General features: G+C 66.4%; 22 protein-coding genes. 11 read left to right on the top strand and 11 right to left on the bottom strand.

The features are described from left to right. The first annotated feature begins 199 nt into the window (after positions 1-199). Positions 200-961 carry a S24 family peptidase gene (locus tag U858_RS0127580; protein WP_025140347.1) on the top strand — a complete coding sequence of 254 codons (762 nt, stop codon included), beginning with the start codon at positions 200-202 and terminating at the stop codon, positions 959-961. Between the two features lie 5 nt (positions 962-966). Then, the gene (locus tag U858_RS0127575) at positions 967-2,781 is read left to right on the top strand and encodes a DUF4153 domain-containing protein (RefSeq protein ID WP_025140346.1); all 1,815 of its coding nucleotides are present in this window, start codon (positions 967-969) and stop codon (positions 2,779-2,781) included. A gap of 31 nt (positions 2,782-2,812) precedes the next feature. On the opposite strand, the gene U858_RS0127570 is transcribed toward U858_RS0127575, so the two are convergent. The 4 genes from U858_RS0127570 to U858_RS0127555 all read right to left on the bottom strand — a co-directional run bounded on the left by U858_RS0127570 (position 2,813) and on the right by U858_RS0127555 (position 5,819). After that, complete coding sequence (locus tag U858_RS0127570) at positions 2,813-3,037, bottom strand: hypothetical protein (protein ID WP_025140345.1); 225 nt, start codon at positions 3,035-3,037, stop codon at positions 2,813-2,815. A 183-nt stretch (positions 3,038-3,220) separates the two neighbouring features. Continuing rightward, positions 3,221-4,339, bottom strand: a complete 1,119-nt coding sequence (locus U858_RS0127565) for an AI-2E family transporter (RefSeq protein ID WP_025140344.1) — start codon at positions 4,337-4,339, stop codon at positions 3,221-3,223. A gap of 100 nt (positions 4,340-4,439) precedes the next feature. Further along, positions 4,440-5,144: a DUF3053 family protein gene (locus U858_RS0127560; protein ID WP_025140343.1), complete on the bottom strand. Its 705-nt coding sequence runs from the start codon at positions 5,142-5,144 to the stop codon at positions 4,440-4,442. 159 nt (positions 5,145-5,303) lie between these two features. Beyond that, positions 5,304-5,819 (bottom strand): GNAT family N-acetyltransferase, encoded by a 516-nt coding sequence (locus U858_RS0127555; RefSeq protein ID WP_025140342.1) that lies wholly within the window; start codon positions 5,817-5,819, stop codon positions 5,304-5,306. 105 nt (positions 5,820-5,924) lie between these two features. On the opposite strand from U858_RS0127555, the gene U858_RS0127550 reads away from it, so the two are divergent. From U858_RS0127550 to U858_RS0127540, 3 genes are all read left to right on the top strand, one after another. Further along, positions 5,925-6,284, top strand: coding sequence for a hypothetical protein (locus tag U858_RS0127550; RefSeq protein WP_025140341.1), 360 nt, complete (start codon positions 5,925-5,927; stop codon positions 6,282-6,284). 716 nt (positions 6,285-7,000) lie between these two features. Further along, positions 7,001-7,282, top strand: coding sequence for a hypothetical protein (locus U858_RS0127545; protein WP_025140340.1), 282 nt, complete (start codon positions 7,001-7,003; stop codon positions 7,280-7,282). Positions 7,283-7,499: 217 nt separating this feature from the next. After that, a complete protein-coding gene (locus U858_RS0127540) occupies positions 7,500-8,192 on the top strand; it encodes a cytochrome b/b6 domain-containing protein (protein WP_025140339.1) in 693 nt (230 codons plus the stop codon). 143 nt (positions 8,193-8,335) lie between these two features. Here the strand turns inward: U858_RS0127540 and U858_RS0127535 are convergent, their stop codons facing one another. Then, on the bottom strand, positions 8,336-8,794 hold the full coding sequence (locus tag U858_RS0127535; protein ID WP_025140338.1) for a cytochrome c: 459 nt from the start codon (positions 8,792-8,794) through the stop codon (positions 8,336-8,338). A 57-nt stretch (positions 8,795-8,851) separates the two neighbouring features. Further along, the gene (gene purB, locus U858_RS0127530; RefSeq protein WP_025140337.1) at positions 8,852-10,228 is read right to left on the bottom strand and encodes an adenylosuccinate lyase; all 1,377 of its coding nucleotides are present in this window, start codon (positions 10,226-10,228) and stop codon (positions 8,852-8,854) included. A gap of 161 nt (positions 10,229-10,389) precedes the next feature. On the opposite strand from purB, the gene U858_RS0127525 reads away from it, so the two are divergent. Beyond that, positions 10,390-11,001, top strand: a complete 612-nt coding sequence (locus U858_RS0127525; protein WP_025140336.1) for a glutathione S-transferase — start codon at positions 10,390-10,392, stop codon at positions 10,999-11,001. Positions 11,002-11,096: 95 nt separating this feature from the next. Here U858_RS0127525 and U858_RS0127520 read toward each other — a convergent pair whose 3' ends face one another. From U858_RS0127520 to U858_RS0127510, 3 genes are all read right to left on the bottom strand, one after another. After that, positions 11,097-11,918, bottom strand: a complete 822-nt coding sequence (locus U858_RS0127520; protein ID WP_025140335.1) for a sulfite exporter TauE/SafE family protein — start codon at positions 11,916-11,918, stop codon at positions 11,097-11,099. 123 nt (positions 11,919-12,041) lie between these two features. After that, positions 12,042-13,160: a tRNA 2-thiouridine(34) synthase MnmA gene (gene mnmA / locus U858_RS0127515; RefSeq protein WP_025140334.1), complete on the bottom strand. Its 1,119-nt coding sequence runs from the start codon at positions 13,158-13,160 to the stop codon at positions 12,042-12,044. A 12-nt stretch (positions 13,161-13,172) separates the two neighbouring features. Continuing rightward, positions 13,173-14,093 carry a LysR substrate-binding domain-containing protein gene (locus U858_RS0127510; protein WP_025140333.1) on the bottom strand — a complete coding sequence of 307 codons (921 nt, stop codon included), beginning with the start codon at positions 14,091-14,093 and terminating at the stop codon, positions 13,173-13,175. A gap of 188 nt (positions 14,094-14,281) precedes the next feature. Here U858_RS0127510 and U858_RS0127505 point away from each other — a divergent pair, with 188 nt between their 5' ends. From U858_RS0127505 to U858_RS0127485, 5 genes are all read left to right on the top strand, one after another. Continuing rightward, a complete protein-coding gene (locus U858_RS0127505; RefSeq protein WP_025140332.1) occupies positions 14,282-15,271 on the top strand; it encodes a tripartite tricarboxylate transporter substrate binding protein in 990 nt (329 codons plus the stop codon). Positions 15,272-15,344: 73 nt separating this feature from the next. Beyond that, positions 15,345-16,220 carry an N-formylglutamate amidohydrolase gene (locus tag U858_RS0127500; protein ID WP_025140331.1) on the top strand — a complete coding sequence of 292 codons (876 nt, stop codon included), beginning with the start codon at positions 15,345-15,347 and terminating at the stop codon, positions 16,218-16,220. A gap of 175 nt (positions 16,221-16,395) precedes the next feature. Continuing rightward, positions 16,396-17,514 (top strand): Re/Si-specific NAD(P)(+) transhydrogenase subunit alpha, encoded by a 1,119-nt coding sequence (locus tag U858_RS0127495; RefSeq protein ID WP_025140330.1) that lies wholly within the window; start codon positions 16,396-16,398, stop codon positions 17,512-17,514. A gap of 4 nt (positions 17,515-17,518) precedes the next feature. Continuing rightward, positions 17,519-17,836 carry an NAD(P) transhydrogenase subunit alpha gene (locus tag U858_RS0127490; protein WP_006388447.1) on the top strand — a complete coding sequence of 106 codons (318 nt, stop codon included), beginning with the start codon at positions 17,519-17,521 and terminating at the stop codon, positions 17,834-17,836. Beyond that, positions 17,833-19,272 carry an NAD(P)(+) transhydrogenase (Re/Si-specific) subunit beta gene (locus U858_RS0127485; protein ID WP_025140329.1) on the top strand — a complete coding sequence of 480 codons (1,440 nt, stop codon included), beginning with the start codon at positions 17,833-17,835 and terminating at the stop codon, positions 19,270-19,272. Before U858_RS0127490 ends, U858_RS0127485 begins: the two co-directional genes overlap by 4 nt. Positions 19,273-19,388: 116 nt before the next feature. Here U858_RS0127485 and glcF read toward each other — a convergent pair whose 3' ends face one another. Both glcF and glcE read right to left on the bottom strand, forming a co-directional pair. Continuing rightward, positions 19,389-20,618: a glycolate oxidase subunit GlcF gene (gene glcF, locus U858_RS0127480; RefSeq protein ID WP_025140328.1), complete on the bottom strand. Its 1,230-nt coding sequence runs from the start codon at positions 20,616-20,618 to the stop codon at positions 19,389-19,391. A gap of 6 nt (positions 20,619-20,624) precedes the next feature. After that, a complete protein-coding gene (gene glcE, locus U858_RS0127475) occupies positions 20,625-21,728 on the bottom strand; it encodes a glycolate oxidase subunit GlcE (protein WP_025140327.1) in 1,104 nt (367 codons plus the stop codon). Positions 21,729-21,732 lie beyond the last annotated feature (4 nt).

The following is a 21,732-nucleotide window of genomic DNA, read 5'->3' as shown; positions in this document are numbered from 1 at the left end:
CGGGACGCCCCCCGTTCAAAACCAGTTGCCATGCCTCGTCATCCTTGTTCCAGGTTGATGCCGGTTGTGGTCCTCCTGCGTCGGCTTGCGGCCAGCCCGACTGTCGTGGAGTTGCAATTCATGGTAGCGAGTCGCTACCATGAAGTCAACAGCGAATCGCTACTGTACTTCTGAGTAGCGGATTGCTACTATCGCTACCATGGACATCCGATCGATCCGACTGAACAACCTCAAGTACGCCGTGCACGAAGCCGGGGGCGTGGACCGCCTGGCCGAACGCGCCGGCGTCAGTCGCAAGTACCTCGACCAGATCCTTCAAGGATTCCAGGGCAAGCGGGACAAAAGCCCCCGCAAGGTCGGCGACGCCCTGGCCGCCAAGCTCTCGGTGGGGCTGGGCCAGCCCGCGCACTGGATGGACCTTCCCCATCCCGACCTGTGGCGCGAGCTTTCGCCCGACGCCATGCCAGACGAGCCGGCCGGCCGGCTTGTCTCTTTCGACCATGCACGGCTGGGCAGACCGAACCTCGACAACGTCCTCATCGCCCAGTTCGATACCGGAGGCGCAATGGGTAATGGCCTGGAACTGCGCGACCAACCAGGCGTCATTCAAAGCTGGAACGTCAGCCCTGAATGGCTGCAAAAGAATGTCCGGGGCTTTTCCGCCTCGAAGAACCTGTGCATCGTCACGGGTTTCGGCGATTCCATGCGCCCCATGTTCAACCCGGGCGATCCCCTGATCGTCGACCGGGGCGTGCAGGCCGTCGAATACGACGCCATCTATTTCTTCCGCGTCGGCAGCGAAGGCTTCATCAAGCGGCTGCAGCGCATCCCCACCGCCACCGGCCTGGTGGTCCGGGCGAAATCCGAAAACACCAAGTACGACGCCTGGGACATCACCGAAGGCATGGATTTCGAGGTCTTCGGCCGCGTGCTGAAGGTCTGGCGCAGCGAGGACTTCTGACCCCCATGCCCCAACTCTCGCGCCTGTCGGCTGCCGAAAGAACCATCCTGCTCTACGGCGTGCTCGGCGCGCTGGGTGCGCTGGCGCTGCATGCGGCGCTGAAACACCACGTGTGGCCATGGCGCAGCACCTACGCCACCATGTTCGCCATCCAATTTGCGTGGCTGGTGCCGCTGGCCGGCGCCCTGCTGGCCGGCATGCCGTCCACCCGGCGCTGGCTGGTGGCCCTGGCCGCCTTCGGCGTGGCACTGCCCGCGCTGCATGCCTACAGCCTGACGACGCTGCTGGGCCCGTTGCCGGTCGATGGCGACAGCACCGGCCTGCGCGCCGTGGCCACCGTCATCACGGCAGCCAGCGCCTTCATGCTGCTGCCGCTGGTGCAGGCGCTGGACCCGTCCACCCCGCATTGGAATTACCCGGGGGTCTTTCGCGCGGCTTGGCGCATGACCGTCACGCTGGCCCTGGCGGGCGGGCTGACCTTGGCGGTGTGGTTGCTGTTCTGGGCGACAGGCCAGATGTTCCGCATGATCGGCATCATCGTGGTCGACGACCTGGTCCAGTCCATCTGGTTCGCCTTGACGGTCATGCCGCTGGTGCTGGCGCTGTGCCTGGTCGGCGTACGCCGCCGCCCCCAGTTGGCAGACACCCTGCAACGCTCGTGGCTCACGCTCACCGCCTGGCTGCTGCCGCTGGTGGCACTCATCGGCATCGCCTTCGTGCTGGCGCTGGCCGCCCGCCTCACGCTGGACTTGCAAGCGCGGGCGCTGTCCGCAGGGGCGCTGATCGCTTTCAGCGCCGTCTGGATCAAGCTCATCAACTCCGCCTGGCAAGACAGCCCCGACGCGCCCCCGTTCGGGCCGAGATTGCAGGCCGCGTTGCGGGTGGCGGCGATCGGCCTGCTGCTCCTGGCATGCGTTGCGGTGTACGGCTTGGTGGTACGGGTGCAGCAGTACGGCTGGACCACGCCCCGCGTGTGGGGCCTTTATCTTGCGGCGTTGTTGGCCGTCTACGCGGCGGGCTACGCCCTGGCGGCCCTGGCGCCGCGGCGGTTCCATGCCATCCTGGGGGCCACCAACATCGCGGCCGCGCTCTGCGCCCTGGCCATGCTGGCAGGGGTCCAGACGCCGCTGCTCAGCCCCGACCGGCTCACGGCCGACAGCCAGACCCGGCGCCTGATCGACGGCACGGTGCCGCCCGGCGACTACCCTTACCTGTCCATGGCGCGCGACCACGGCGATTACGGCCGCCATGCCCTGCAACGTCTGGCCGACGGCGATGCCCAAGCGCAAAGCCCCGAGATCGCCACCGCGGCAGACCTGGCGCTCAAGGGCCACTATTACGACTGGCGCGATCCACGACGCAGCGGCTCGAAAACCGCCAAGCCACCGGCCATGCCTGCCTTGAACGTCTACCCCGCCGGCAGCCCGATACCCGATGGCTGGTGGGCCGCTGCCACGATTTCCGATCCTTTCCAGACGAATCACTGCATCAGCGCCGATCAGGCCGCCACGAAGGATCCCGCCGCGGCCTCACGACGCTGCTGGCTGATCCACGCCGATATCACGAGCGTCGGCGCCCATGACCTGGTCCTGTATGTGCCCCCGCGCCAATTCGCCGAGCGGGGCGGCTACGAAGCATTCATTACCTATACGCAAGACCACGATGGCACCTGGCGCACTGTCAGCAACCAATCGCGCCGCTGGACCGAAGACCGCCAGCCCAACGACATCGGCGATGCGCTCAAGCAGGGCCAGGTTCACACCGAACCCCGCCCCGATCGCGACCTGATTGTCGGCGGGCAGCGCCTGCCGCTGCACTAGCGCCTGCGGCCGTGCAGGCGCCTGCTTTACATCAAGGCTTTTCTTCCAGGTCCGGCGTGCCGGTGAACTGGCTCTTGAGCAGCGTCAGCGCGCCCTTTTCCGCCAGCGCTTCGTTCGGAAAGACGTGCTTGGTGTCTTCCAACACGGGAAAGCCGAAGACCCGCACACGGGCGTGATAGCCCTCGGGGGTTTCGGCGAATTCGATATCGAAGTTGCGTTCTTCGATCCAGCCCGATTTATGCAGCTTCCAATCCATGTCCGACGCGCTCCAGGTAAGCGAGGCCGGCAGCGGCAAGCGCCGCGGACGCCGGCATCGAGGGTTGATATACGGGGTCGATTACGGGTCAGGCCGGCCCCGATGGGGCCGGCTCTGCGCTACACCATACACCCTGCCGGCTGACGATGGATTGACGGCATGCCAGCGGCGCGCCGCCCTGGCCTAGCGGGTCTTGGCGGACGGATCGTCGTCGGCAGGCACGGGCGGCCGTGGCTCGACGGGTTCGATGACTTCTTCGTCAGGCGGCGAAAACAGGTCCCAGCTGGCCATGAACAGCGCGGCGATCAACGGGCCGATCACGAAGCCGTTCAGGCCAAACAACGCCATGCCGCCCAGGGTCGAGATCAGCACCACGTAGTCGGGCATCTTGGTGTCCTTGCCCACCAGGATGGGGCGCAGCACGTTGTCGACCATGCCGATCACCAGTACCCCGAACGCGATCAGGACCACGCCCTTGACGGTGGCGCCGGTCAGCAGGAAATAGATCGCCACGGGCGCCCAGATCAGGCCGGCGCCCACCGCGGGCAACAGCGACAGAAAGCCCATGATGACGCCCCACAGCAGCGCCCCCTGGATGCCCAGGATGGAAAAGATGATGCCGCCCAGCAGGCCCTGCGATGCCGCCACCGCGATGTTGCCCTTGACCGTGGCGCGCACCACGGTGGTGAACTTGCGGAACAGATGCTGCTTGTGCGCGTGGCTCAGCGGCATGGCGCGCTTGATGCGCAGGCCCAGCTGCGGGCCATCGCGCAGCAGGAAGAACAGCAGGTACAGCATGATGCCGAAGCTGATCACGAACTGGAACGTGTCCTGGCCAATGCTCAGGGCTTGCGTCGCCAGGAACTGGCTGGCCTGCATGGCCCCGGCGCTGAGCTTTTCCTGCAGGCTGGGAATGTCGGCCAGGTCAAAGCGCGCCAACAGGTCATGCACAGAAGGCGGCAATGCCTCCATGGCCTGCTGGAAATATGCGCCAAAATTCAATTGGCCGGACTTGATGCTCTGGTAGAGATTGGCGCCTTCGTTCACCAGCGACCCGCTGATGACCACCAGCGGCAGAATCACCAGGAACAGCACCAGCAGCAGCGTGATCAGGGCCGCCAGATTGCGGCGTCCGCCGATGCGCGCCACCAGGCGGCGTTGCAGCGGCGCGAAGAGGATCGCCAGGATGGCGCCCCAGAACACCGCGCCGTAAAAAGGCCAGAGCAGCCAGCCGAACGCGATGGATACGACCACCAGCAAAAGCAGGAAGGTTCTGTAGTGCAAGCTGGAAGATTGACTCATGTTCCGTCCAAGGCGCGGCAGACGCCGCGAGACCCGCATTGTACAAAGGCCTGGCGCCCCGGCCCGCGCGCCGCCTGGGCTGGCGGCGCCTTGCCGGCGATCAGGAAGCGCCGCCTGCGGCGCGTTGCACGGTCGCCCTTGCCTGCTCCAGGGCGACGGCGCGCGCATTCAAGTCCAGAAGGCGCTGGTTCAATGCCTGCTGCAAGGATGGGGTGGCCACCTTGGCCTGGTCATCCTCGAGCGTGATGTCCGCGGCATGGGCGGCAACGAAATCGGCAACGCCCAAGGCATCGCGCGCCACCGCATCCAGGGTGCCCGCGGCTTGCATCAGCTCGTTGGCGGGCGCCGTGACGGCCTCGTCGTACACGCCATCATAGACAGGCGCCAGGTCCGGCGGCAGCGCCAGGCCACTGCGGGCCTGGTCTGCCTTGGCGCGGGCCGTCTGCAGGTCACCGGCACTGTCGGCCAGCGTCTTGCGGGCAGCCTCGAAAGCTTGCCGCCGCTGCATGATGTCGTTCACCGAACGGATGGCTTCGGCCGCCATCACTTGGCGCAGCGGCGTGGCCGCCTTGGCCATGGATTCCTGGAACCGCGTGATCACTGCATAGGCGTCGTCGTAATCGCCCACGGCGTCTTTTTCGGTGTCGCTCAATTTACCGATAGGCACCAGGTCGCCCGCGTCGATCCGGCTTTGCAGCAGGTGGATGAAGGCCGCGCGCTCCTCGGGTTCCCGGTTGCCGCATGCCGTCAACGCCAGCATCGACGCCGCTGCCAGGCCCGCCAGGCACATCCGCCAGATTGCCATGCCTATCCTCCTTGCGTAGAACACTGCCCGGGGGCGCACGCCTGCCGCCGCGTGGGCGCCCTGGTGCAGATTATCCCGAAGCGCCCGCCGCAGGCCGCGCCCGGGCGGATTTTGTTGCCATCGAATCGAGTTGACACAGGGGCCGCCCGTTTCAAGCCGTCAAGGCGCCGTCAATGGCAAGCGCATCGCGCAGCGGCGCGCCGCATCGAACCCGGCATCCGCCTCGTGGCGCAACTGCGCGCGCAAGGGCGGCCCCAGTTGCTCGGCTGGCACCTCGACAAAGCCTGCCCGCCGATAGTACGGGCCATTCCAGGGCAGCTCGCGATCCGTGGTGAGCGCCACGGCGCGATACGTCCGTGCCATCGATGCGTGGTCGATGACCGCCTGCAGCAGTGCCCGGCCCAGGCCGCGGCCCTGCTGGGGCAACGCCACGGACATTTCGGCCAGGAACAGGTCGGCGTCCAGCGGTCGGGCCAACGCAAAACCGGCGGGCACGCCCGCATCGTCCAGCGCCACCCAGAGCAGGCCGTCGGCCAAGGCCTGGGCCAACACCGGCTCGGGCAAAGGGTCGCCCGCGCTGGCCCAGGCCATGGGCGTGCCCAGGAAGCGGCCGGCGGCAGAGCGTTCGATATCGGGCAACAAGCCCAGGTCGGCGAATGTGGCAAGTCTGATCATGGGGCGCCAAGTATGCCTGAGCCGGCAGACCCGCGCGGCGCATCGCCTAAAATGGCGGCTTGCCGGCCCGCCGCGGCCGTCCGTCACTTTTGCCGCCTCCCCGACATGACCCAAGACTCATCCCCCGACACCTGGGGCTTCGCCCATCCCGATTGCCACGGCGCCGCCGCCCTGATGTTCTTCATGAACGATCTGGCACGCGTGGCCAATCAGTACCTGGGACCGGACAAGCTGAGCCAGGAAGCCCTGGCCGACGCGCAAAAGGCCGTGGATGCCCTGCTCAATCGCTACGTCCAGATCCAGGCCGCCCCCGAAGCCTTTGACGGCGAACGCGTCGAACTGGCGCTGGAAACGGACACCCGCCCCGACGGCTCGACCGCCGCCCAGGTCGCTCTGCGCATGTCGCCGCGGCTGGAAGGCCTGATCATCGAAGCGCAACGCCAGGCACGCGCGTCCACGCACTGATCTCGGGGCGCCACGGGGTGGCCCCCCCCCTCGTGCCGCCCCTCGTGCCGCCCCTCGTGCCGCCCCCCGGTTACCCCACCATCAAAAATATCCTTGCAAAATCACAGAACTAGCGCTATCATTGTTAGTTGAGTCGACCAAAACACCAATAAGTGATTCGACTAAGACGTTGATTCGGCTCAAGCCGATTCGGCTGAATTCTGGGAATTACCCCCCAGGCTGGCTCATCCAGGTTCTGCGACAGATAACCCTAAAAACGCAGACTCAGGTCGCCAAACCCAGGCAACAAGCCCAATATAAACCGCAGCACAACAAACTGCTGCGACAAAAAGCATTCGGCATGCCAAGCCGCAAGGCAACTTGCGTTATCGTGATCGCGCCGCCCAGTCCGGCAAGATCACCAAGCAGTTCGAACCACCCTATTTCGTGGCCCGCATCCCAAAGCAGCCACACGCCAGAACCCGGCCCGCGATCCATTCAGCCCGCCAAGGTTCCGGCAGCGAGCCCCAAGCCGATGCATGGGGCCGCAACCCCGCAGCCAGCCCGCGCGCAAGCAAAACATGAGAATGCGCAAAGGATCGGCAGCGGTTATGCGTTAGTGTCATGCATGACTCGGCACGCGGACAGGACGCGATGCGTTACAGCACTCTCGTCCGGTCTACGCGGCATGCACTGCGCAGCAATTCCCATAACAAGAACTTGAAAGAGAACACACCATGAATACTCGTTTCACTACCTCGGACCTGATCCGACGCCCGGCTCATACCAAGCTGGACAACATGCCGATCCATATCGGCGACATCGTTTACCTGCAACCGGCGAACGGTCCGGCCATCCGCGCCACCGTGATCTTCAACGCACCGATCGACGGCACGACCACGTACACCACGGAAGTCGTGCCTTGCGGAGCGCCTGCGCAAAAGGCCCCTGGCCAGCGCATCCGCTTCCGTCACGAGCACGTGCATCGCATCGAACCGGTGCGACGCGCCGCGCGTTAAGCAGGTACCCGGCCCTCGGCGGCGTCTGATCGGCGCTGCCGGGCTTGGCCAGCATGGGCCAGATCATTACGGGCCAGCCCGATATGGGCCAGCCCAAATGGGCCAGCCCAAATGGGCCAGCCCGAATGGGCCAAATCAAATCCGCCGCGGTTGAACCCGCGGCGGCTTCATTTGTGCGTGATAAAGTCGCAAGCAACGCAGTCTTGGCGAGAGCTTCATGCAAAACAACCGGCAGGCCATCCGCATCTGGGACCTTCCCACCCGCCTCTTTCACTGGGCACTGGTCGTCTGCATTGTCGGCGCCTTCGTCAGCGTCAAGCTCGGCGGCCTGTACATGGATTGGCACGTGCGCTTTGGCTGTACGGCGCTGGGCCTGATCATCTTTCGCGTGCTGTGGGGCATTGTCGGCCCGCGCTATGCGCGCTTCACCCAGTTCGTGCGCGGCCCCCGCGCGGTGGCGAGCTACCTCAAGGGCGCCGCCGCCCCTGCCGGCCACAATCCGCTGGGCGCGCTGTCGGTGCTGGCGCTGCTGCTGGTCATCGGGTTCCAGGCCGTCAGCGGCCTGTTCACCACCGACGACATCATGACGCAGGGCCCGCTGTTCGGCCATGTCAGCGAAGCCACCTCCAGCCTGCTGACCTCGTGGCACAAGCTCAATGAATGGGTCATCATCGGCCTGGTCGCGCTGCACCTGCTGGCCGTGGCCTGGTATGCCGGGGTGCGCCGCAAGCGTCTGGTGCGCGCGATCATCACCGGCAATGTCGACCCCAAGGACGTGCCGCCCGGCACGCCGCCCACGCAAGACGGGCTGGCCGTGTGGCTGCGCGCGCTGATCCTGGGCGCCTGCGTCACCGCGCTGGTGCTGTGGATCCGGTCGCTCGAGATCGCCGCCGACATGTCGTTTTCATAGTGCCCAGGCGGGACAGGCCGTTGTCGCGATCGTGACGCGGCTGCCCACGCCCCGCCCTTGTCCGCCCCGTATCACCAAAAAGAAAGCCCCTCTGACGAGGGGCTTTCGCTTGCCAGCCCGCGCCGCGAGCGCGGGAAAGCGGATTACTTCTTCTTGCGGTACGCGTCGTGGCAAGCCTTGCAGCTGGCGCCCACGTCGCCGAACGCGGCGCGCAGCTTGTCCAGGTCGCCGGCGTCGGCGGCGGCCGACAGCTTGACGATGTTGTCTTTGAACGCCTGCTGCTTCTGCTGGAAGCCGGCGGCATCGCTCCAGATTTCCGGACGGGCGTCGCCGCCTTCCGTGCCTGCGCCGAAGGCCGTCCACGGCAGCGCCGACAGCGTCTTGAGCACTTCGACGTTGGCCTTGATCTGGGCAGCGTCGTAAGGCGCCTGGCCCTTCATCACCGGCGCCATGCGGCCAAAGTGCGAGGCCATCAGGGTCAAGGCCGACTGGCGGTACTTGACGGCATCTTCAGGCTTGGCGAACTGCGCCTGGGCGGAGGTCGCCAGCAGCGGCCCGACGGTCATACAGGCCAGCGCAGCGAGCGTGGACAACTTCTTCATTGCAATCTCCCGTAAGTACAACAAGAATGCCGCGCGCGCAGGCGCGCGGCATGGCGACTATACCGCCCGGGCCAGCTCCGCAGCCAGGCCGATATACGAACGCGGGGTCATCGCCAGCAGGCGGGCCTTGGGCTCGTCCGGCAGCGCCAGGCCCTGGATGAATTCTCGCAGGGCTTCTTCGGTAATGCCCTTGCCGCGCGTCAAGGCCTTGAGCTGTTCGTAGGGCTGCGGCAAGCCGTAGCGGCGCATGACGGTCTGCACTGGCTCGGCCAGCACTTCCCAGCAAGCGTCGATGTCGGCGTCGATGGCGGCCACGTTCACTTCCAGCTTGCCCAGGCCGCGCATGCAGGCATCCCAGGCCACCAGGCAATAGCCCAGGCCCACGCCCAGGTTGCGCAGCACGGTGGAGTCGGTCAGGTCACGCTGCCAGCGGGAGATCGGCAGCTTGTCCGACAGGTGGCGCAGCACGGCGTTGGCCAGGCCCAGGTTGCCTTCGGAATTCTCGAAGTCGATCGGGTTGACCTTGTGCGGCATGGTGGACGAGCCGACTTCGCCGTCCTTGAGGCGCTGTTTGAAGTAGCCCAGGGCGACGTAGCCCCAGATGTCGCGGTCCAGGTCGAGCACGATGATGTTGGCGCGCACCACGGCATCGAACAGGGCCGACATCCAGTCGTGCGGTTCGATCTGGATGGTATGGCGGTTTTGCGTCAGGCCCAGGCCGGCCAGCACGCGCTGGCTGAAGGCGGGCCAGTCGATTTCCGGGTAGGCCGACAGGTGGGCGTTGTAGTTGCCGGTGGCGCCGTTGAGCTTGGCCAGCGGTTCGACCGCTTCGACGGCGGCAATGGCGCGGTTCAGGCGCGCGGCGACGTTGGCGAATTCCTTGCCCAGCGTGGTCGGGCTGGCGGGCTGGCCGTGGGTACGCGACAGCATCGGCTGGTCGGCCTGGGCCACCGCCATGTCGTTGAGCCTGGCGGCGATTTCACGCAGGCGCGGCAGCACCACTTCGCTGCGGGCGCGCGACAGCATCAGCGCGTGCGAGGTGTTGTTGATGTCTTCGGAGGTGCAGGCGAAATGGATGAATTCAGCCGCGCGTGCCAGTTCGGCGTCGTCGGCGACTTTTTCCTTGAGCCAGTATTCGACCGCCTTGACGTCGTGGTTGGTGACGCGTTCGATGTCCTTGATGCGGGCGGCGTCGGCTTCGGAGAAGTCGCGCACCAGCTGCTGCAGGCGGTCGCGGGCGGCTTGCGAGAAAGCGGGCAGCTCGGGCAGGCCGGCGTCGGACAGCGCCACCAGCCAGGCCACCTCGACTTCGACGCGGTGGGCCATGAAACCGGCCTCGGAAAGCAGCCCGCGCAGCGCGTCGCCGCGGGAGGCGTATCGGCCATCCAGTGGCGAAAGGGCATTAAGTTGGCTAAGCTGGTCGGCGATTTGCATGGTCTGGGAAAGAAAAAGCTGCGGATGGGAAAACCCGGCGATTTTATCATTCAGGGCCGTGCAACATTGTGGCAAACTGAACGGGATTCCGTCCTGCGGACGGTTTGACCGTCATGCGGCCTGCTATACTTCGGCCGCTTTCCGACTCCGCTTGTAAATCCATGAAACTGATCGGCTCGCTTACCAGTCCATACGTGCGCAAAGTGCGTATCGTCATGGCCGAGAAAAAGCTGGATTACCGGCTTGAACTCGAAAACGTCTGGTCCGCCGACACGCAGATCCAAACGTACAACCCGCTGGGCAAGGTGCCCTGCCTGGTCATGGAAGATGGCGGCGCCCTGTTCGACTCGCGCGTCATCGTCGAATACCTGGACACCTTGTCGCCCGTCGCCCGCCTGATTCCCCAGCCGGGCCGTGACCGCGCGGCCGTCAAATGCTGGGAAGCCATCGCCGATGGCCTGCTCGACGCCTGCGTCACGATCGTCAAGGAAAAGCAGCGCCCCGAAGCGCAGCGCAGCCCCGAATGGATCGAACGCCAGTACGGCAAGATCCACGCGAGCCTGGACGCCATGAACAAAAGCCTGGGCGACAACGCCCACTGCATGGGCATCAACTACAGCCTGGCCGATATCGCCGTGGGCTGCGCCCTGGGCTACCTGGACCTGCGCTTCGCCGAACTCGACTGGCGTGCCGGCCAATCCAACCTGGCCCGCCTGTACGACAAGCTGGCGCAACGCCAATCGTTCGTGGACACGGCGCCCAAGACCGCCTGACGCGGCTTAGCCGCTTCTTGCCCGAACTGCTCCGGCCGCCTCGCGCGGCCGGTTTCACGTCCGGCGCCCGCGGGCGCCGGGCCAACGCCAGGCCTTCAGCCCGCCGCGTAAGTCTGCCAGGCCTTGGACAGCATGTACGCCGCCAACGCGAACAGCAGGCACGCGAATACGCGCTTCAGGGTCGCCACCGGCAGGCGGTGCGCCATGCGCGCGCCCAGCGGCGCCGTCAGCACGCTGGTGCACACCAGCGCCAGCAGGGCCGGCCAATAGATGAAACCCAGCATGCCCGGCCGGCTGGCGGCCTCGTTCAAGCCCGACACAATGTAGCCGGCACTGTTGGCCAGCGCGATGGGAAACCCCAGCGCGGCGGACGTGGACACCGCGTTATGCAGCGCCACGTTGCACCAGACCATGAAGGGCACCGACAGGAAGCCGCCGCCCGCCCCCACCAGCCCCGACAGAAAGCCGATGCCGGCGCCCGCCGCGCTGGTGCCGGCAATGCCGGGCATCTGGCGGCTGGGCTTGGGCTTCTTGTTGCGCAGCATGCTCCAGCCGGAATAACCGACGAACAGCGCAAAGAACAACGACAGCCAGAAGGTACTGAGCGCCGCGAACACCGCGCCGCCTGACAGCAGGCCGCCGATGATGATGCCGGGGGCCATGGCCCAGACGATGCCCCACTTGATCGTGCCCTTCTGCTGGTGCGCCCGCACGCTGGAGACGGAGGTGAACAGGATCGAGGTCATCGACGTGGCAATCGCCGCGTGCACCACCAGGTCGGGCGCCATGCCTTTCCAGGCAAACAGCATGGTCAGGAACGGCACCAGCACCATGCCCCCGCCGATGCCCAGCAATCCCGCCAGAAAACCCGTCACGCCGCCCAGGACCAACAGGCACAACACCATCGTTACATCCACATCCCTCTCCTCGTTATCGGTTTTTATCGTTCTACCAAATGCCAGGCCCCGGGGGCGCAATGCCCGCGGGGCCTGGCAGGACCTGCCTGTGCCGCATCGGAGCCCGCATGGCTCCGGCGACGTCTACACGATGATGCCACCGCCCAGGCAGACATCGCCATCGTAAAGCACGGCCGACTGGCCGGGCGTGACGGCCCACTGGGGTTCGGTGAAATCCAGGACGAAGGCGCCACCCTCGGCTTGGCCGAGGCTGCAGGCAGCGTCGGCCTGGCGATAGCGCGTCTTGGCGCCGTAGCCGCCCGCCGCAGGCGGGTGGCCGGCCACCCAGCTGGCGTCCTGCGCCCGCAGCGAACCGGACAGCAGCCACGGATGATCGTGCCCCTGCACCACATAGAGAATGTTGCGTTCGAGATCCTTGCGCGCCACGTACCAGGCTTCAGCCGTGCCGTCTTCGCGCTGGCGGCCCTTCACGCCGCCCACGCCCAGGCCCTTGCGCTGGCCCAACGTGTAGAAAGACAGGCCTTCGTGGCGTCCGACCTTCTGCCCCTCGGGCGTCAGGATCGGGCCCGGTTCGGTGGGCAGGTAACGGTTCAGGAATTCGCGGAACGGGCGTTCGCCGATGAAGCAGATGCCGGTGGAATCCTTCTTGGCCGCATTGTGCAGGCCGATCTCGTGCGCGATGCGGCGCACTTCCGTCTTGTGGATCTCGCCCAGCGGGAACAGCGTGCGCGACAGCTGCGCCTGATTCAGGCGATGCAGGAAATAGCTCTGGTCTTTCGAGCCGTCCAGCGCCTTGAGCAGCTGGAACTGCGAGCCGCCGCCTGCGGCCGGCACTTCACGCACGCGGGCGTAGTGCCCCGTGGCGATGTGCTCGGCGCCCAGCGCCATGGCGTGGTCCAGGAACGCCTTGAACTTGATCTCGGCATTGCACAGCACGTCCGGATTGGGCGTGCGCCCGGCGGAATACTCGCGCAGGAATTCGGCGAACACGCGGTCTTTGTATTCGGCGGCGAAATTGACGAATTCGAATTCCACGCCCACCAGGTCGGCCACGCTGGCCGCGTCCAGCAGGTCTTGCCGGGTGGAACAGTATTCGGAATCGTCGTCGTCTTCCCAGTTCTTCATGAACAGGCCGACGACCTCGTAGCCTTGCTGCTTGAGCAGCCAGGCGGTGACCGAAGAATCGACCCCGCCGGACATGCCGACGACAACGCGGCCTTTCTTGGTGGATATTTGACTCATGATGGGGCCATTTTACTGTGGGCTGGCGGCTTCCTGCGGCTGCGGCTCGGCCGCCCGCGAAACTTCCATCAACCAGGTGCGGAACGCCTGCAGGGTCGGCAGGTTGGCCTTCTGGTCGGGATAGCACAGGTAGTAGCCCATGCGGGCGCGGATCGGCAGCTGGATGGCGACCGCCAGCTTGCCATCGCGCAGCTCGTCCTCGATCAGGCAGCGCGGAATCAGCGCCACGCCGAAACCCGCGGCAGCCGCCTGCGACAGCAGCGCATATTGGTCAAAGCGCGCGCCTTCCAGGCTGCGGCGGGTGTCGCAGCCGGCCTGCTCGAACCAGTCGCGCCAGCCCTCCAGGGCCGACGTATGGTGCAGCAACGGATAGGCCAGCACGTCTTGCGGCGCGCCGCAGCCGCCGGGAATCAGGCGCGGACTACAGACCGGCAGGATTTCACGGCCGACGATATAGTCGGCGCCGCTGCCGGGCCAGATGCCTTCGCCAAAGCGCACGGCGGCGTCGAGTTCGGGGGTGGAAAAGTCGTAGCCCTGGCGGTGCGGCAGGAATTCGACATGGATGTCGGGGCGCAGCCGCATGAAGGCCGTCAGGCGCGGGATCAGCCAGCGCGCGCCGAAGGTCGGCATACAGGTCAGGTTGAGCGTGCCGCCCTGCCCCTGGTGCGCGATCAACTCGACGGTGGCGGCTTCGATCTGGCCCAGCCCCGCCTGCACCTTGGTCAGGTAGCTGCGTCCGGCCTCGGTCAGGACCAGGCCTTGCCTGATCCGCAGGAATAGTTCGACCCCGACGAACTCCTCCAGGTGTTTCACTTGCTTACTGACCGCGCCCTGCGTCACGCACAATTCCTGGGCGGCGCGGGTAAAGCTGCTGTGCCTGGCGGCCACTTCAAACGCCTGCAGGTCGGTCAGTGAAGGACAGAACCGTCTCATGTCGCAGAACTCCCATGCCCGGTCCGGCTGGCGCGAAGTTACAAAAAGAAACTTCGCCGCAAAAGAGGCATGAAAAAAAGTCATAGCTTACGGAGAAACTTTCGTTTGCGCAAACCGCCCCCGCACGAAAGAATCGCCCTGTTTGCGTCTGCCTTTGCGCATCCGCGTTCCAATTCATAGGGGAATTCATGCAACGCCGTAATGTAGTCCTGGGCCTGTGTGTCGCTGCCGCGACCCTGGCCACGCCGCTGACCTCCAGCATCGCCCATGCCGAAGATGCCTACCCGAGCAAGCCGATCCGCCTGATCGTGCCGTTCCCGCCCGGAGGCACCACCGACATCGTCGGCCGCCTGTTCGCCGACAAGCTGGGCAAGGAACTGAATCAGACCGTCGTGGTGGAAAACCGCGGCGGCGCCGGCGGCTCGATCGGCAGCGCGTTTGTCGCCAGCAGCGCACCGGACGGCTACGTGCTGGGCATCGCCACCGTCAGCACGCACGGCATCAATCCGGCCATCTACCCGAACCTGCCGTTCGATGGCGAAAAGGACTTCACGCCGGTCTCGAACCTGGCCGCCGTGCCGAACATCATGACCATCAACCCGAAGGTGCAGGCCAAGAACATGGCCGAGTTCATCAAGCTGGCCAAGAGCCAGCCGGGCAAGCTGACGTACGCCTCGGCCGGCAACGGCTCGGTGTCGCACATGATGGGCGAGCTGTTCAAGATGGCTTCGGGCACCGACCTGATGCACGTGCCGTACCGCGGCGTGGGCCCGGCGCTGAACGACGCGCTGGCCGGCCAGGTCGACGTCATGTATGACAACCTGCCCTCCACCCTGCCGCACGTGCAATCCGGCCGCCTGATCGCCATGGCCGTCGCCGCGCCCAAGCGCGTGGCCAGCCTGCCCGACGTGCCCACGTTCGCCGAAGTCGGCCTGCCGGCCGTCAACGACGCGTCCTGGTTTGGCCTGGTCGCCCCGGCCAAGCTGCCCGAGCCCATCCTGGCCAAGCTGAACGCCGCCGTTCAGAAGGTCAGCGCCGACCCCGACGTCAAGACGCGCCTGGAAGCGCTGGGCGCCGAACCGGCCGCCAACAGCTCGGCTGACTTTGCCAAGCAGATCTCGGCGGAAATCGCCAAGAACAAGCGCATCGCCAAAGAAGCCAACGTGAAGATCGACTAAGCGATCTTCGGTCCCCGCCCGCCGCGTTGAGCGTGCGGCGGGGACCTCCGATTCACGAACGCAACACCCCTATATGCGAATTTCCCAACCCCTGTCTTACCGGCTCGACCTTCCGCAGCAATATCCGAATTCGGCGCCCTCGGCCCCTCTCGTGCTGGACTCCCCGCACAGCGGCACCGCCTACCCGCCCGACTTCGCGCCCGCGGTGGCTTTCGGCGCATTGCGCACGGCCGAGGACACCTGGGTTGACGACCTGTGGGGCGACGCCGTCGACATGGGCGTGCCCCTGATCGCCGCCGGCTTCCCGCGCGCCTACATCGACGCCAATCGCGCTCCCGACGAGATCGACCAGCTGCTGCTGGACCAGCCGTGGCCCGGCCCGGTCAATGCCTCGCCCAAGGTCAAGCTGGGCAAGGGCCTGATCTGGCGCATGCTGGACGACGGCACCCCGCTGTACGACCGCAAGCTCACCGTGGAAGAAGTCACGCACCGCATCGAAGCCTGCTGGAAGCCTTACCATGCCGCGCTGGGCCAGGTGCTGGACAGCGCCCACCAGAAGTTCGGCAAGGTCTGGCACATCAACTGCCACTCGATGCCCAGCGTTGCCGGCGCGTACGCCACCGACCGCCCCGGCCTCGTCCACCCCGACTTCGTGCTGGGCGACCGCGACGGCAGCACCAGCGACCCGGCCTTCCGTGAATTCATCGCCGCGTGGCTGCGCGAGCGCGGCTACAACGTCACCGTGAACGATCCCTACAAGGGCGTCGAACTGGTGCGCGCGTTCGGCCGCCCCGACGAAGGCCGCCACAGCCTGCAGATCGAGATCAACCGCAATCTGTACATGGACGAAGTCAGCCTGCGTCCGTCGGCCAACTACGGCCGCCTGAAAGCCGACCTGCGCGACCTCACCGCCGCGCTGATCGACTGGACTCGCGCGCAGACGGCCTGACGCCGGACGCCTGCGTGCCAGTGCCGGCCAGCAGCCCATCAGACTGGCCGGTATGACCGGGGCGCAAGCCCCAAAGCCCCATGGTTAACCCCATGGGGCTTTCTTTTGGGCGGCCGGGCCGTCCACGGGCGGGGCAGTGTATAACTACGGCGAACCTTCTTAGGAGAGGCGTCGTATGCACATCGGGATACCCAAAGAAACCCGAGACGGGGAAACCCGTGTCGCAGCAACACCGGAAACCGTCAAGAAGTACGTCGGCGGCAAACACACCGTAGTCGTGGAACGCGGCGCGGGCAGCGCCGCGCGCTATCTCGATGACGCCTACGAGGCCGCGGGCGCCACGCTCGGCACCGCCCAGGATGCGCTGGGGGCCGAGCTGGTCATGAAGGTTCGCGCCCCCTCTCCCGCCGAATTGCCGCAGATGAAATCGGGCACCGTCGTCATCGGCATGCTCGATCCGTTCGACGCCGAAGGCCTGCAGCAGATGGCCGGCGCCGGCCTGATCGGCTTCGCGCTGGAAGCCGCCCCCCGCATCACTCGCGCGCAAAGCCTGGACGTGCTGTCGTCGCAGGCCAACCTGGCCGGCTACAAGGCCGTGCTGCTGGCGGCCCACCACTACGGCCGCCTGATCCCCATGATGATGACCGCCGCGGGCACGCTCAAGGCTGCCCGCGCCGTGGTGTTGGGCACCGGCGTGGCCGGCCTGCAGGCCATCGCCACGGCCAAGCGTCTGGGCGCGGTGGTCGAAGCGTCCGACGTGCGCCCCGCCGCGCGCGAACAGGTCGAATCGCTGGGCGCCAAATTCATCGACGTGCCCTTCGAAACCGACGAAGAGCGCGAGATCGCGCAAGGCGTGGGCGGCTACGCGCGGCCGATGCCGCCGGCCTGGATGGCGCGGCAGGCGGCGCTGGTGTCCGAACGCTGCAAGCAGGCCGACATCGTCGTCACCACCGCATTGATCCCCGGCCGCCCGGCGCCCACGCTGGTCTCGGCGGAAACGGTCGCGGCCATGAAGCCCGGCTCGGTGCTGGTGGACCTGGCGGTCGAGCGCGGCGGCAACTGCCCGCTGTCCGAGAAGGGCAAGGTGGTGGAAAAGCACGGCGTGACCCTCATCGGCCTGACCAACCTGCCCGGCCTAGTGGCCACCGATGCGTCGGCGCTCTACGCCCGCAACATTCTCGACTTCCTGAAACTCATCATCAATGCGGACGGCGCGCTGGCGATCCAGCGCGACGATGAAATCGTGGCGGCCTGCCTGGTGTGCGAAGGCGGCAATGTGACGCGGAGGAACTGACAGCATGGAAGCGATCAACCCCACCCTGATGAATCTCATCATCTTCGTGCTGGCCATCTATGTCGGCTACCACGTGGTCTGGAACGTCACCCCGGCGCTGCATACGCCGCTGATGGCCGTCACCAACGCCATCTCGGCCATCATCATCGTCGGCGCCATGCTGGCAGCTGCGCTGACCGAAGGCGGACTGGCGCGTGGCATGGGCGTGTTTGCCGTGGCGCTGGCCGCGGTCAACGTGTTCGGCGGCTTCCTCGTCACGCGGCGCATGCTCGAGATGTTCAAGAAAAAGGACAGAAAGCCCGCCAAGGAGGAAGCGAAATGATCTCGCTCAACCTCGTCACGCTGCTGTACCTGATCGCCTCGGTGTGCTTCATCCAGGCGCTCAAGGGCCTGTCGCATCCCACCACGTCGCGGCTGGGCAACGCCTTCGGCATGGCCGGCATGGCGATCGCCGTGCTGACCACCGGCGCGCTCATCGTCGGCCTGGCGCGCGCCGGCACGGCCACCATCGGGCTGGGCTGGGTGCTGCTGGGCCTGCTGGTGGGCGGATCGATCGGCACGCTGATGGCCAAGCGCGTCGAAATGACCAAGATGCCCGAACTGGTCGCCTTCATGCACAGCATGATCGGCCTGGCGGCCGTGGCCATCGCGGTGGCCGTGGTGGCCGAGCCCCACGCCTTCGGCATCGTCGCCGCCGGCACGCTGATTCCCACCGGCAACCGCTTCGAGCTGTTCATCGGCACCTTCGTCGGTGCCATCACCTTCTCAGGTTCCGTCATCGCCTTCGGCAAACTGTCCGGCAAGTACAAGTTCCGGCTGTTCCAGGGCGCGCCGGTCGTGTTCCCGGGCCAGCACATGCTGAACCTGGCGCTGGCGCTGCTGATGCTGGCCATGGGCGTGTGGTTCATGCTGACCCAGGACTGGACGCCCTTCGTCATCATGACCCTGATCGCCTTCGTGCTGGGCGTGCTGATCATCATCCCCATCGGCGGCGCCGACATGCCTGTGGTGGTGTCGATGCTGAACAGCTATTCGGGGTGGGCGGCGGCGGGCATCGGCTTCTCGCTGAACAACCCGATGCTGATCATCGCGGGGTCGCTCGTGGGTTCGTCAGGGGCCATCCTCTCGTACATCATGTGCAAGGCGATGAACCGATCGTTCTTCAACGTGATCCTGGGCGGCTTCGGCGGACAGGCGGGCGCAGCCGCGGCCGCGGGCAGCGCCGCGCAGCGCAGCGTCAAGTCGGGCAGCCCCGACGACGCCGCGTTCCTGATGAGCAACGCCGAAAGCGTGACCATCGTGCCGGGCTACGGCCTGGCGGTGGCCCGTGCCCAGCATGCGCTGAAGGAACTCGCTGAAAAGCTCACCGCGCGCGGCGTGACGGTCAAGTACGCCATCCACCCCGTCGCCGGCCGCATGCCGGGCCACATGAACGTGCTGCTGGCCGAGGCCGAAGTGCCCTACGACCAGGTCTTCGAAATGGAAGACATCAACAGCGAGTTCGCGCAGACGGACGTGGTGCTGGTGCTGGGCGCCAACGACGTGGTCAATCCGGCCGCCAAGAACGACCCCAAGTCGCCGATTGCCGGCATGCCGATCCTGGAAGCCTACAAGGCGCGCACCGTGATCGTGAACAAGCGCTCGATGGCCTCCGGCTACGCCGGCCTGGACAACGAACTGTTCTACATGGACCGCACCATGATGGTCTTTGGCGACGCCAAGAAAGTGCTCGAAGACATGGTCAAGGCCGTGGAATGACGCGGGCGCCTGCCAGGGCGCTGTCCAGCAAGACGGCGCGATAAGCGCCACGCCACCCGGCCTTGCATCCGGTTCCCCGCGGCGCTCAGGCGCCGCAGGCGACTCTCCCGCCGCGGCTAGGCGCGGGCCAGATGCTCGTCCACCACCTCGATCCAATGCCGCACGGGCGTGTCCGTGCCGCTTTGCAGATGGCCGATGCAGCCGATGTTGGCCGACAGGATCACATCCGGCGCCGCCGGCGCGATAGCGCCCAGCTTGCGGTCGCGCAACGTCAGCGCAATTTCCGGATTCAGCACTGAATAGGCGCCTGCCGAGCCGCAGCACAGGTGCTTGTCGGCAAACGGCAGCAGCTCGAATCCCAGGTCCGCCAGCAGTTGCTCCGACAACGGCCGCAGGCCTTGCCAGTGCTGCAGCGTGCAGGGCGGATGAAACGCTGCCCGCAGGCCCTTGCCCGCCAGTCGCTGCCGCAATTGCGCGGCATGAGGCGCCACGATTTCCGCCACGTCCTTGACCCGCGCGACGATGTCGGCCGCCCGCTGGGCGTAGGCCGGATCGTGACGCAGATGGTGGGCGTATTCCTTGACCATGGCGCCGCAACCCGACGCGTTCATGACAATCGCTTCGACCGCACCGTCCTGCACCAGCGGCCACCAGGCATCCACATTCGCGCGCATCTGATCCAGCGCGGCTGCCTGCGCATCCAGGTGAAAGCTGGCCGCGCCGCAGCAGCCCGCGCCGGGCGCGATGCGCGCACCGATGCCCACGGCATCCAGCACCCGGATGGTGGCTGCGTCGATGGTCGGCATCATGGCCGGCTGCACGCAGCCGGCCAGCATCAGCACCTGCCGTGCATGTCCCGCCACCTGCGGCAGCGCACCGGGGGCGCGGCGTTCGGGCACCTTGCGCTTGAGGGTCTCGGGCAACAGGCCGCGCACGGCCTGTCCCACGCGCATGGCGGGGCCGAACAGCGGCGACAGCATGGCTCGCCGCAGCATCTTGCGCTTGGCCTTTTCAGCCCAAGGCCGCGGCACGCGCTCTTCCACGATCTGGCGGCCGATGTCGATCAAATGGCCGTACTGCACCCCCGAGGGGCATGTGGTTTCGCAATTGCGGCAGGTCAGGCAACGATCCAGATGCTGCTGCGTGGACTGGGTGGGCTCCGCGCCTTCCAGCACCTGCTTGATCAGGTAGATGCGGCCGCGCGGACTATCCAGCTCGTCGCCCAGCACCTGGTAGGTCGGACAGGTGGCCGTGCAGAAGCCGCAATGCACGCAGCGCCGCAGGATCGCGTCGGCCTCTTTTCCGAGATCGGTATCACGGGCCCAGGCTGCCAGATTGGTTTGCATGATGCGCTATAGCTCCAGGACCAGGCGGCCGGGGTTGAACAGGCCGGCCGGGTCGAGTTCTTGCTTGAGACGGCGGGTGATCAACGCGATGCCCGGCGACAACGGATGGAACACGCCATCGGCCGGCGGCTTGACGTCCGCCGGACGGAACAAGGTCGCATGGCCGCCCAGGCGCTGCGCCAGTTCGCGCAGCTCGGCGGCATCCTGCGGACCGGACAGCCAGCGTTGGCCGCCGCCCCACTCGATCAGCGTCGGGCCATGCCCGAGCGCGGCCGCGGTGGGCGGCAGGGCCAGCCGCCACAAGGGTCGGGCGGGGGCGAAGAACGCATGCGTCTGTTCGCGCAGTCCCGTCCACCAGGACTGGGCTGCATCGGGCGCCAGCGCGTCGCCGCCGATCAGTTGCCGCGCGCTGGCTATGGCCGGCGGCGCGCCGGACAGGCGCACATGCATCAAGCCTTCGTCCTGGGCCGCGCCCGTCCAGCTGGTCGCGGAAATCGGCAGCGGCTTGCCGCGCCACAGCGCAAAGCTGGCCAGGGCCTGCGCCTGCGTGGACGGCAACGCCAACGTCACTTCCTCGATCGGCTTGGGCACGACTTTCAGCGACACCTCGAGAATGGCGCCGAAGATGCCGTGCGACCCAGCCAGCAGGCGCGACACGTCATAGCCCGCCACGTTCTTCATGACCTCGCCGCCGAACGACAGCACCCGGCCATCCGAATCCAGCAGCCGCGCGCCCAGCACGAAATCGCGCAAGGCGCCGGCGCTCATGCGGCGCGGCCCGGACAGACCGGCTGCCACGCAGCCGCCCACCGTCGCCGCAGGCGAGAAATGCGGCGGTTCGAAAGCCAGCATCTGTCCGTGCTCAGCCAACGCGGCCTCCAGTTCGGCCAGCGGCGTACCGGCGCGCACGGTCACCACCAGCTCGGAGGGGTGATAACTGACGATGCCGCGAAACGGCGTCATGTCCAGCAGGCAATGGCCGTCTTGCGGCGTCACAGGCCGGTAGTTGCCGTAGAACGCCTTGCTGCCGCCGCCCATGACGAACAGCGGCTTGTGACCGGCGCGCGCCGTCATGACCTGGTCGCACAATTCCGACAGGACGAAATCCATAGGG

Source organism: Achromobacter sp. DH1f, from assembly GCF_000633435.1.
GTDB classification, from domain to species: Bacteria; Pseudomonadota; Gammaproteobacteria; order Burkholderiales; family Burkholderiaceae_B; genus Achromobacter; species Achromobacter deleyi.
Note: the sequence above shows the minus strand (reverse complement) of the source record. Positions and strands in the feature narration are given on the sequence as shown.

What these genes read in the sequence shown, in the direction of transcription:
- U858_RS0127575 (WP_025140346.1), top strand. Translation starts at nt 967, where the DNA reads ATGCCCCAACTCTCGCGCCTGTCGGCTGCCGAAAGAACCATCCTGCTC.
- purB (WP_025140337.1), bottom strand. Translation starts at nt 10,228, where the DNA reads ATGCAAATCGCCGACCAGCTTAGCCAACTTAATGCCCTTTCGCCACTG.
- glcE (WP_025140327.1), bottom strand. Translation starts at nt 21,728, where the DNA reads ATGGATTTCGTCCTGTCGGAATTGTGCGACCAGGTCATGACGGCGCGC.
- U858_RS0127490 (WP_006388447.1), top strand. Translation starts at nt 17,519, where the DNA reads ATGGAAGCGATCAACCCCACCCTGATGAATCTCATCATCTTCGTGCTG.
- U858_RS0127555 (WP_025140342.1), bottom strand. Translation starts at nt 5,819, where the DNA reads ATGATCAGACTTGCCACATTCGCCGACCTGGGCTTGTTGCCCGATATC.
- mnmA (WP_025140334.1), bottom strand. Translation starts at nt 13,160, where the DNA reads ATGAGTCAAATATCCACCAAGAAAGGCCGCGTTGTCGTCGGCATGTCC.
- U858_RS0127560 (WP_025140343.1), bottom strand. Translation starts at nt 5,144, where the DNA reads ATGGCAATCTGGCGGATGTGCCTGGCGGGCCTGGCAGCGGCGTCGATG.
- U858_RS0127550 (WP_025140341.1), top strand. Translation starts at nt 5,925, where the DNA reads ATGACCCAAGACTCATCCCCCGACACCTGGGGCTTCGCCCATCCCGAT.
- glcF (WP_025140328.1), bottom strand. Translation starts at nt 20,618, where the DNA reads ATGCAAACCAATCTGGCAGCCTGGGCCCGTGATACCGATCTCGGAAAA.
- U858_RS0127570 (WP_025140345.1), bottom strand. Translation starts at nt 3,037, where the DNA reads ATGGATTGGAAGCTGCATAAATCGGGCTGGATCGAAGAACGCAACTTC.
- U858_RS0127505 (WP_025140332.1), top strand. Translation starts at nt 14,282, where the DNA reads ATGCAACGCCGTAATGTAGTCCTGGGCCTGTGTGTCGCTGCCGCGACC.
- U858_RS0127525 (WP_025140336.1), top strand. Translation starts at nt 10,390, where the DNA reads ATGAAACTGATCGGCTCGCTTACCAGTCCATACGTGCGCAAAGTGCGT.
- U858_RS0127540 (WP_025140339.1), top strand. Translation starts at nt 7,500, where the DNA reads ATGCAAAACAACCGGCAGGCCATCCGCATCTGGGACCTTCCCACCCGC.
- U858_RS0127580 (WP_025140347.1), top strand. Translation starts at nt 200, where the DNA reads ATGGACATCCGATCGATCCGACTGAACAACCTCAAGTACGCCGTGCAC.
- U858_RS0127565 (WP_025140344.1), bottom strand. Translation starts at nt 4,339, where the DNA reads ATGAGTCAATCTTCCAGCTTGCACTACAGAACCTTCCTGCTTTTGCTG.
- U858_RS0127485 (WP_025140329.1), top strand. Translation starts at nt 17,833, where the DNA reads ATGATCTCGCTCAACCTCGTCACGCTGCTGTACCTGATCGCCTCGGTG.
- U858_RS0127510 (WP_025140333.1), bottom strand. Translation starts at nt 14,093, where the DNA reads ATGAGACGGTTCTGTCCTTCACTGACCGACCTGCAGGCGTTTGAAGTG.
- U858_RS0127545 (WP_025140340.1), top strand. Translation starts at nt 7,001, where the DNA reads ATGAATACTCGTTTCACTACCTCGGACCTGATCCGACGCCCGGCTCAT.
- U858_RS0127500 (WP_025140331.1), top strand. Translation starts at nt 15,345, where the DNA reads ATGCGAATTTCCCAACCCCTGTCTTACCGGCTCGACCTTCCGCAGCAA.
- U858_RS0127495 (WP_025140330.1), top strand. Translation starts at nt 16,396, where the DNA reads ATGCACATCGGGATACCCAAAGAAACCCGAGACGGGGAAACCCGTGTC.
- U858_RS0127535 (WP_025140338.1), bottom strand. Translation starts at nt 8,794, where the DNA reads ATGAAGAAGTTGTCCACGCTCGCTGCGCTGGCCTGTATGACCGTCGGG.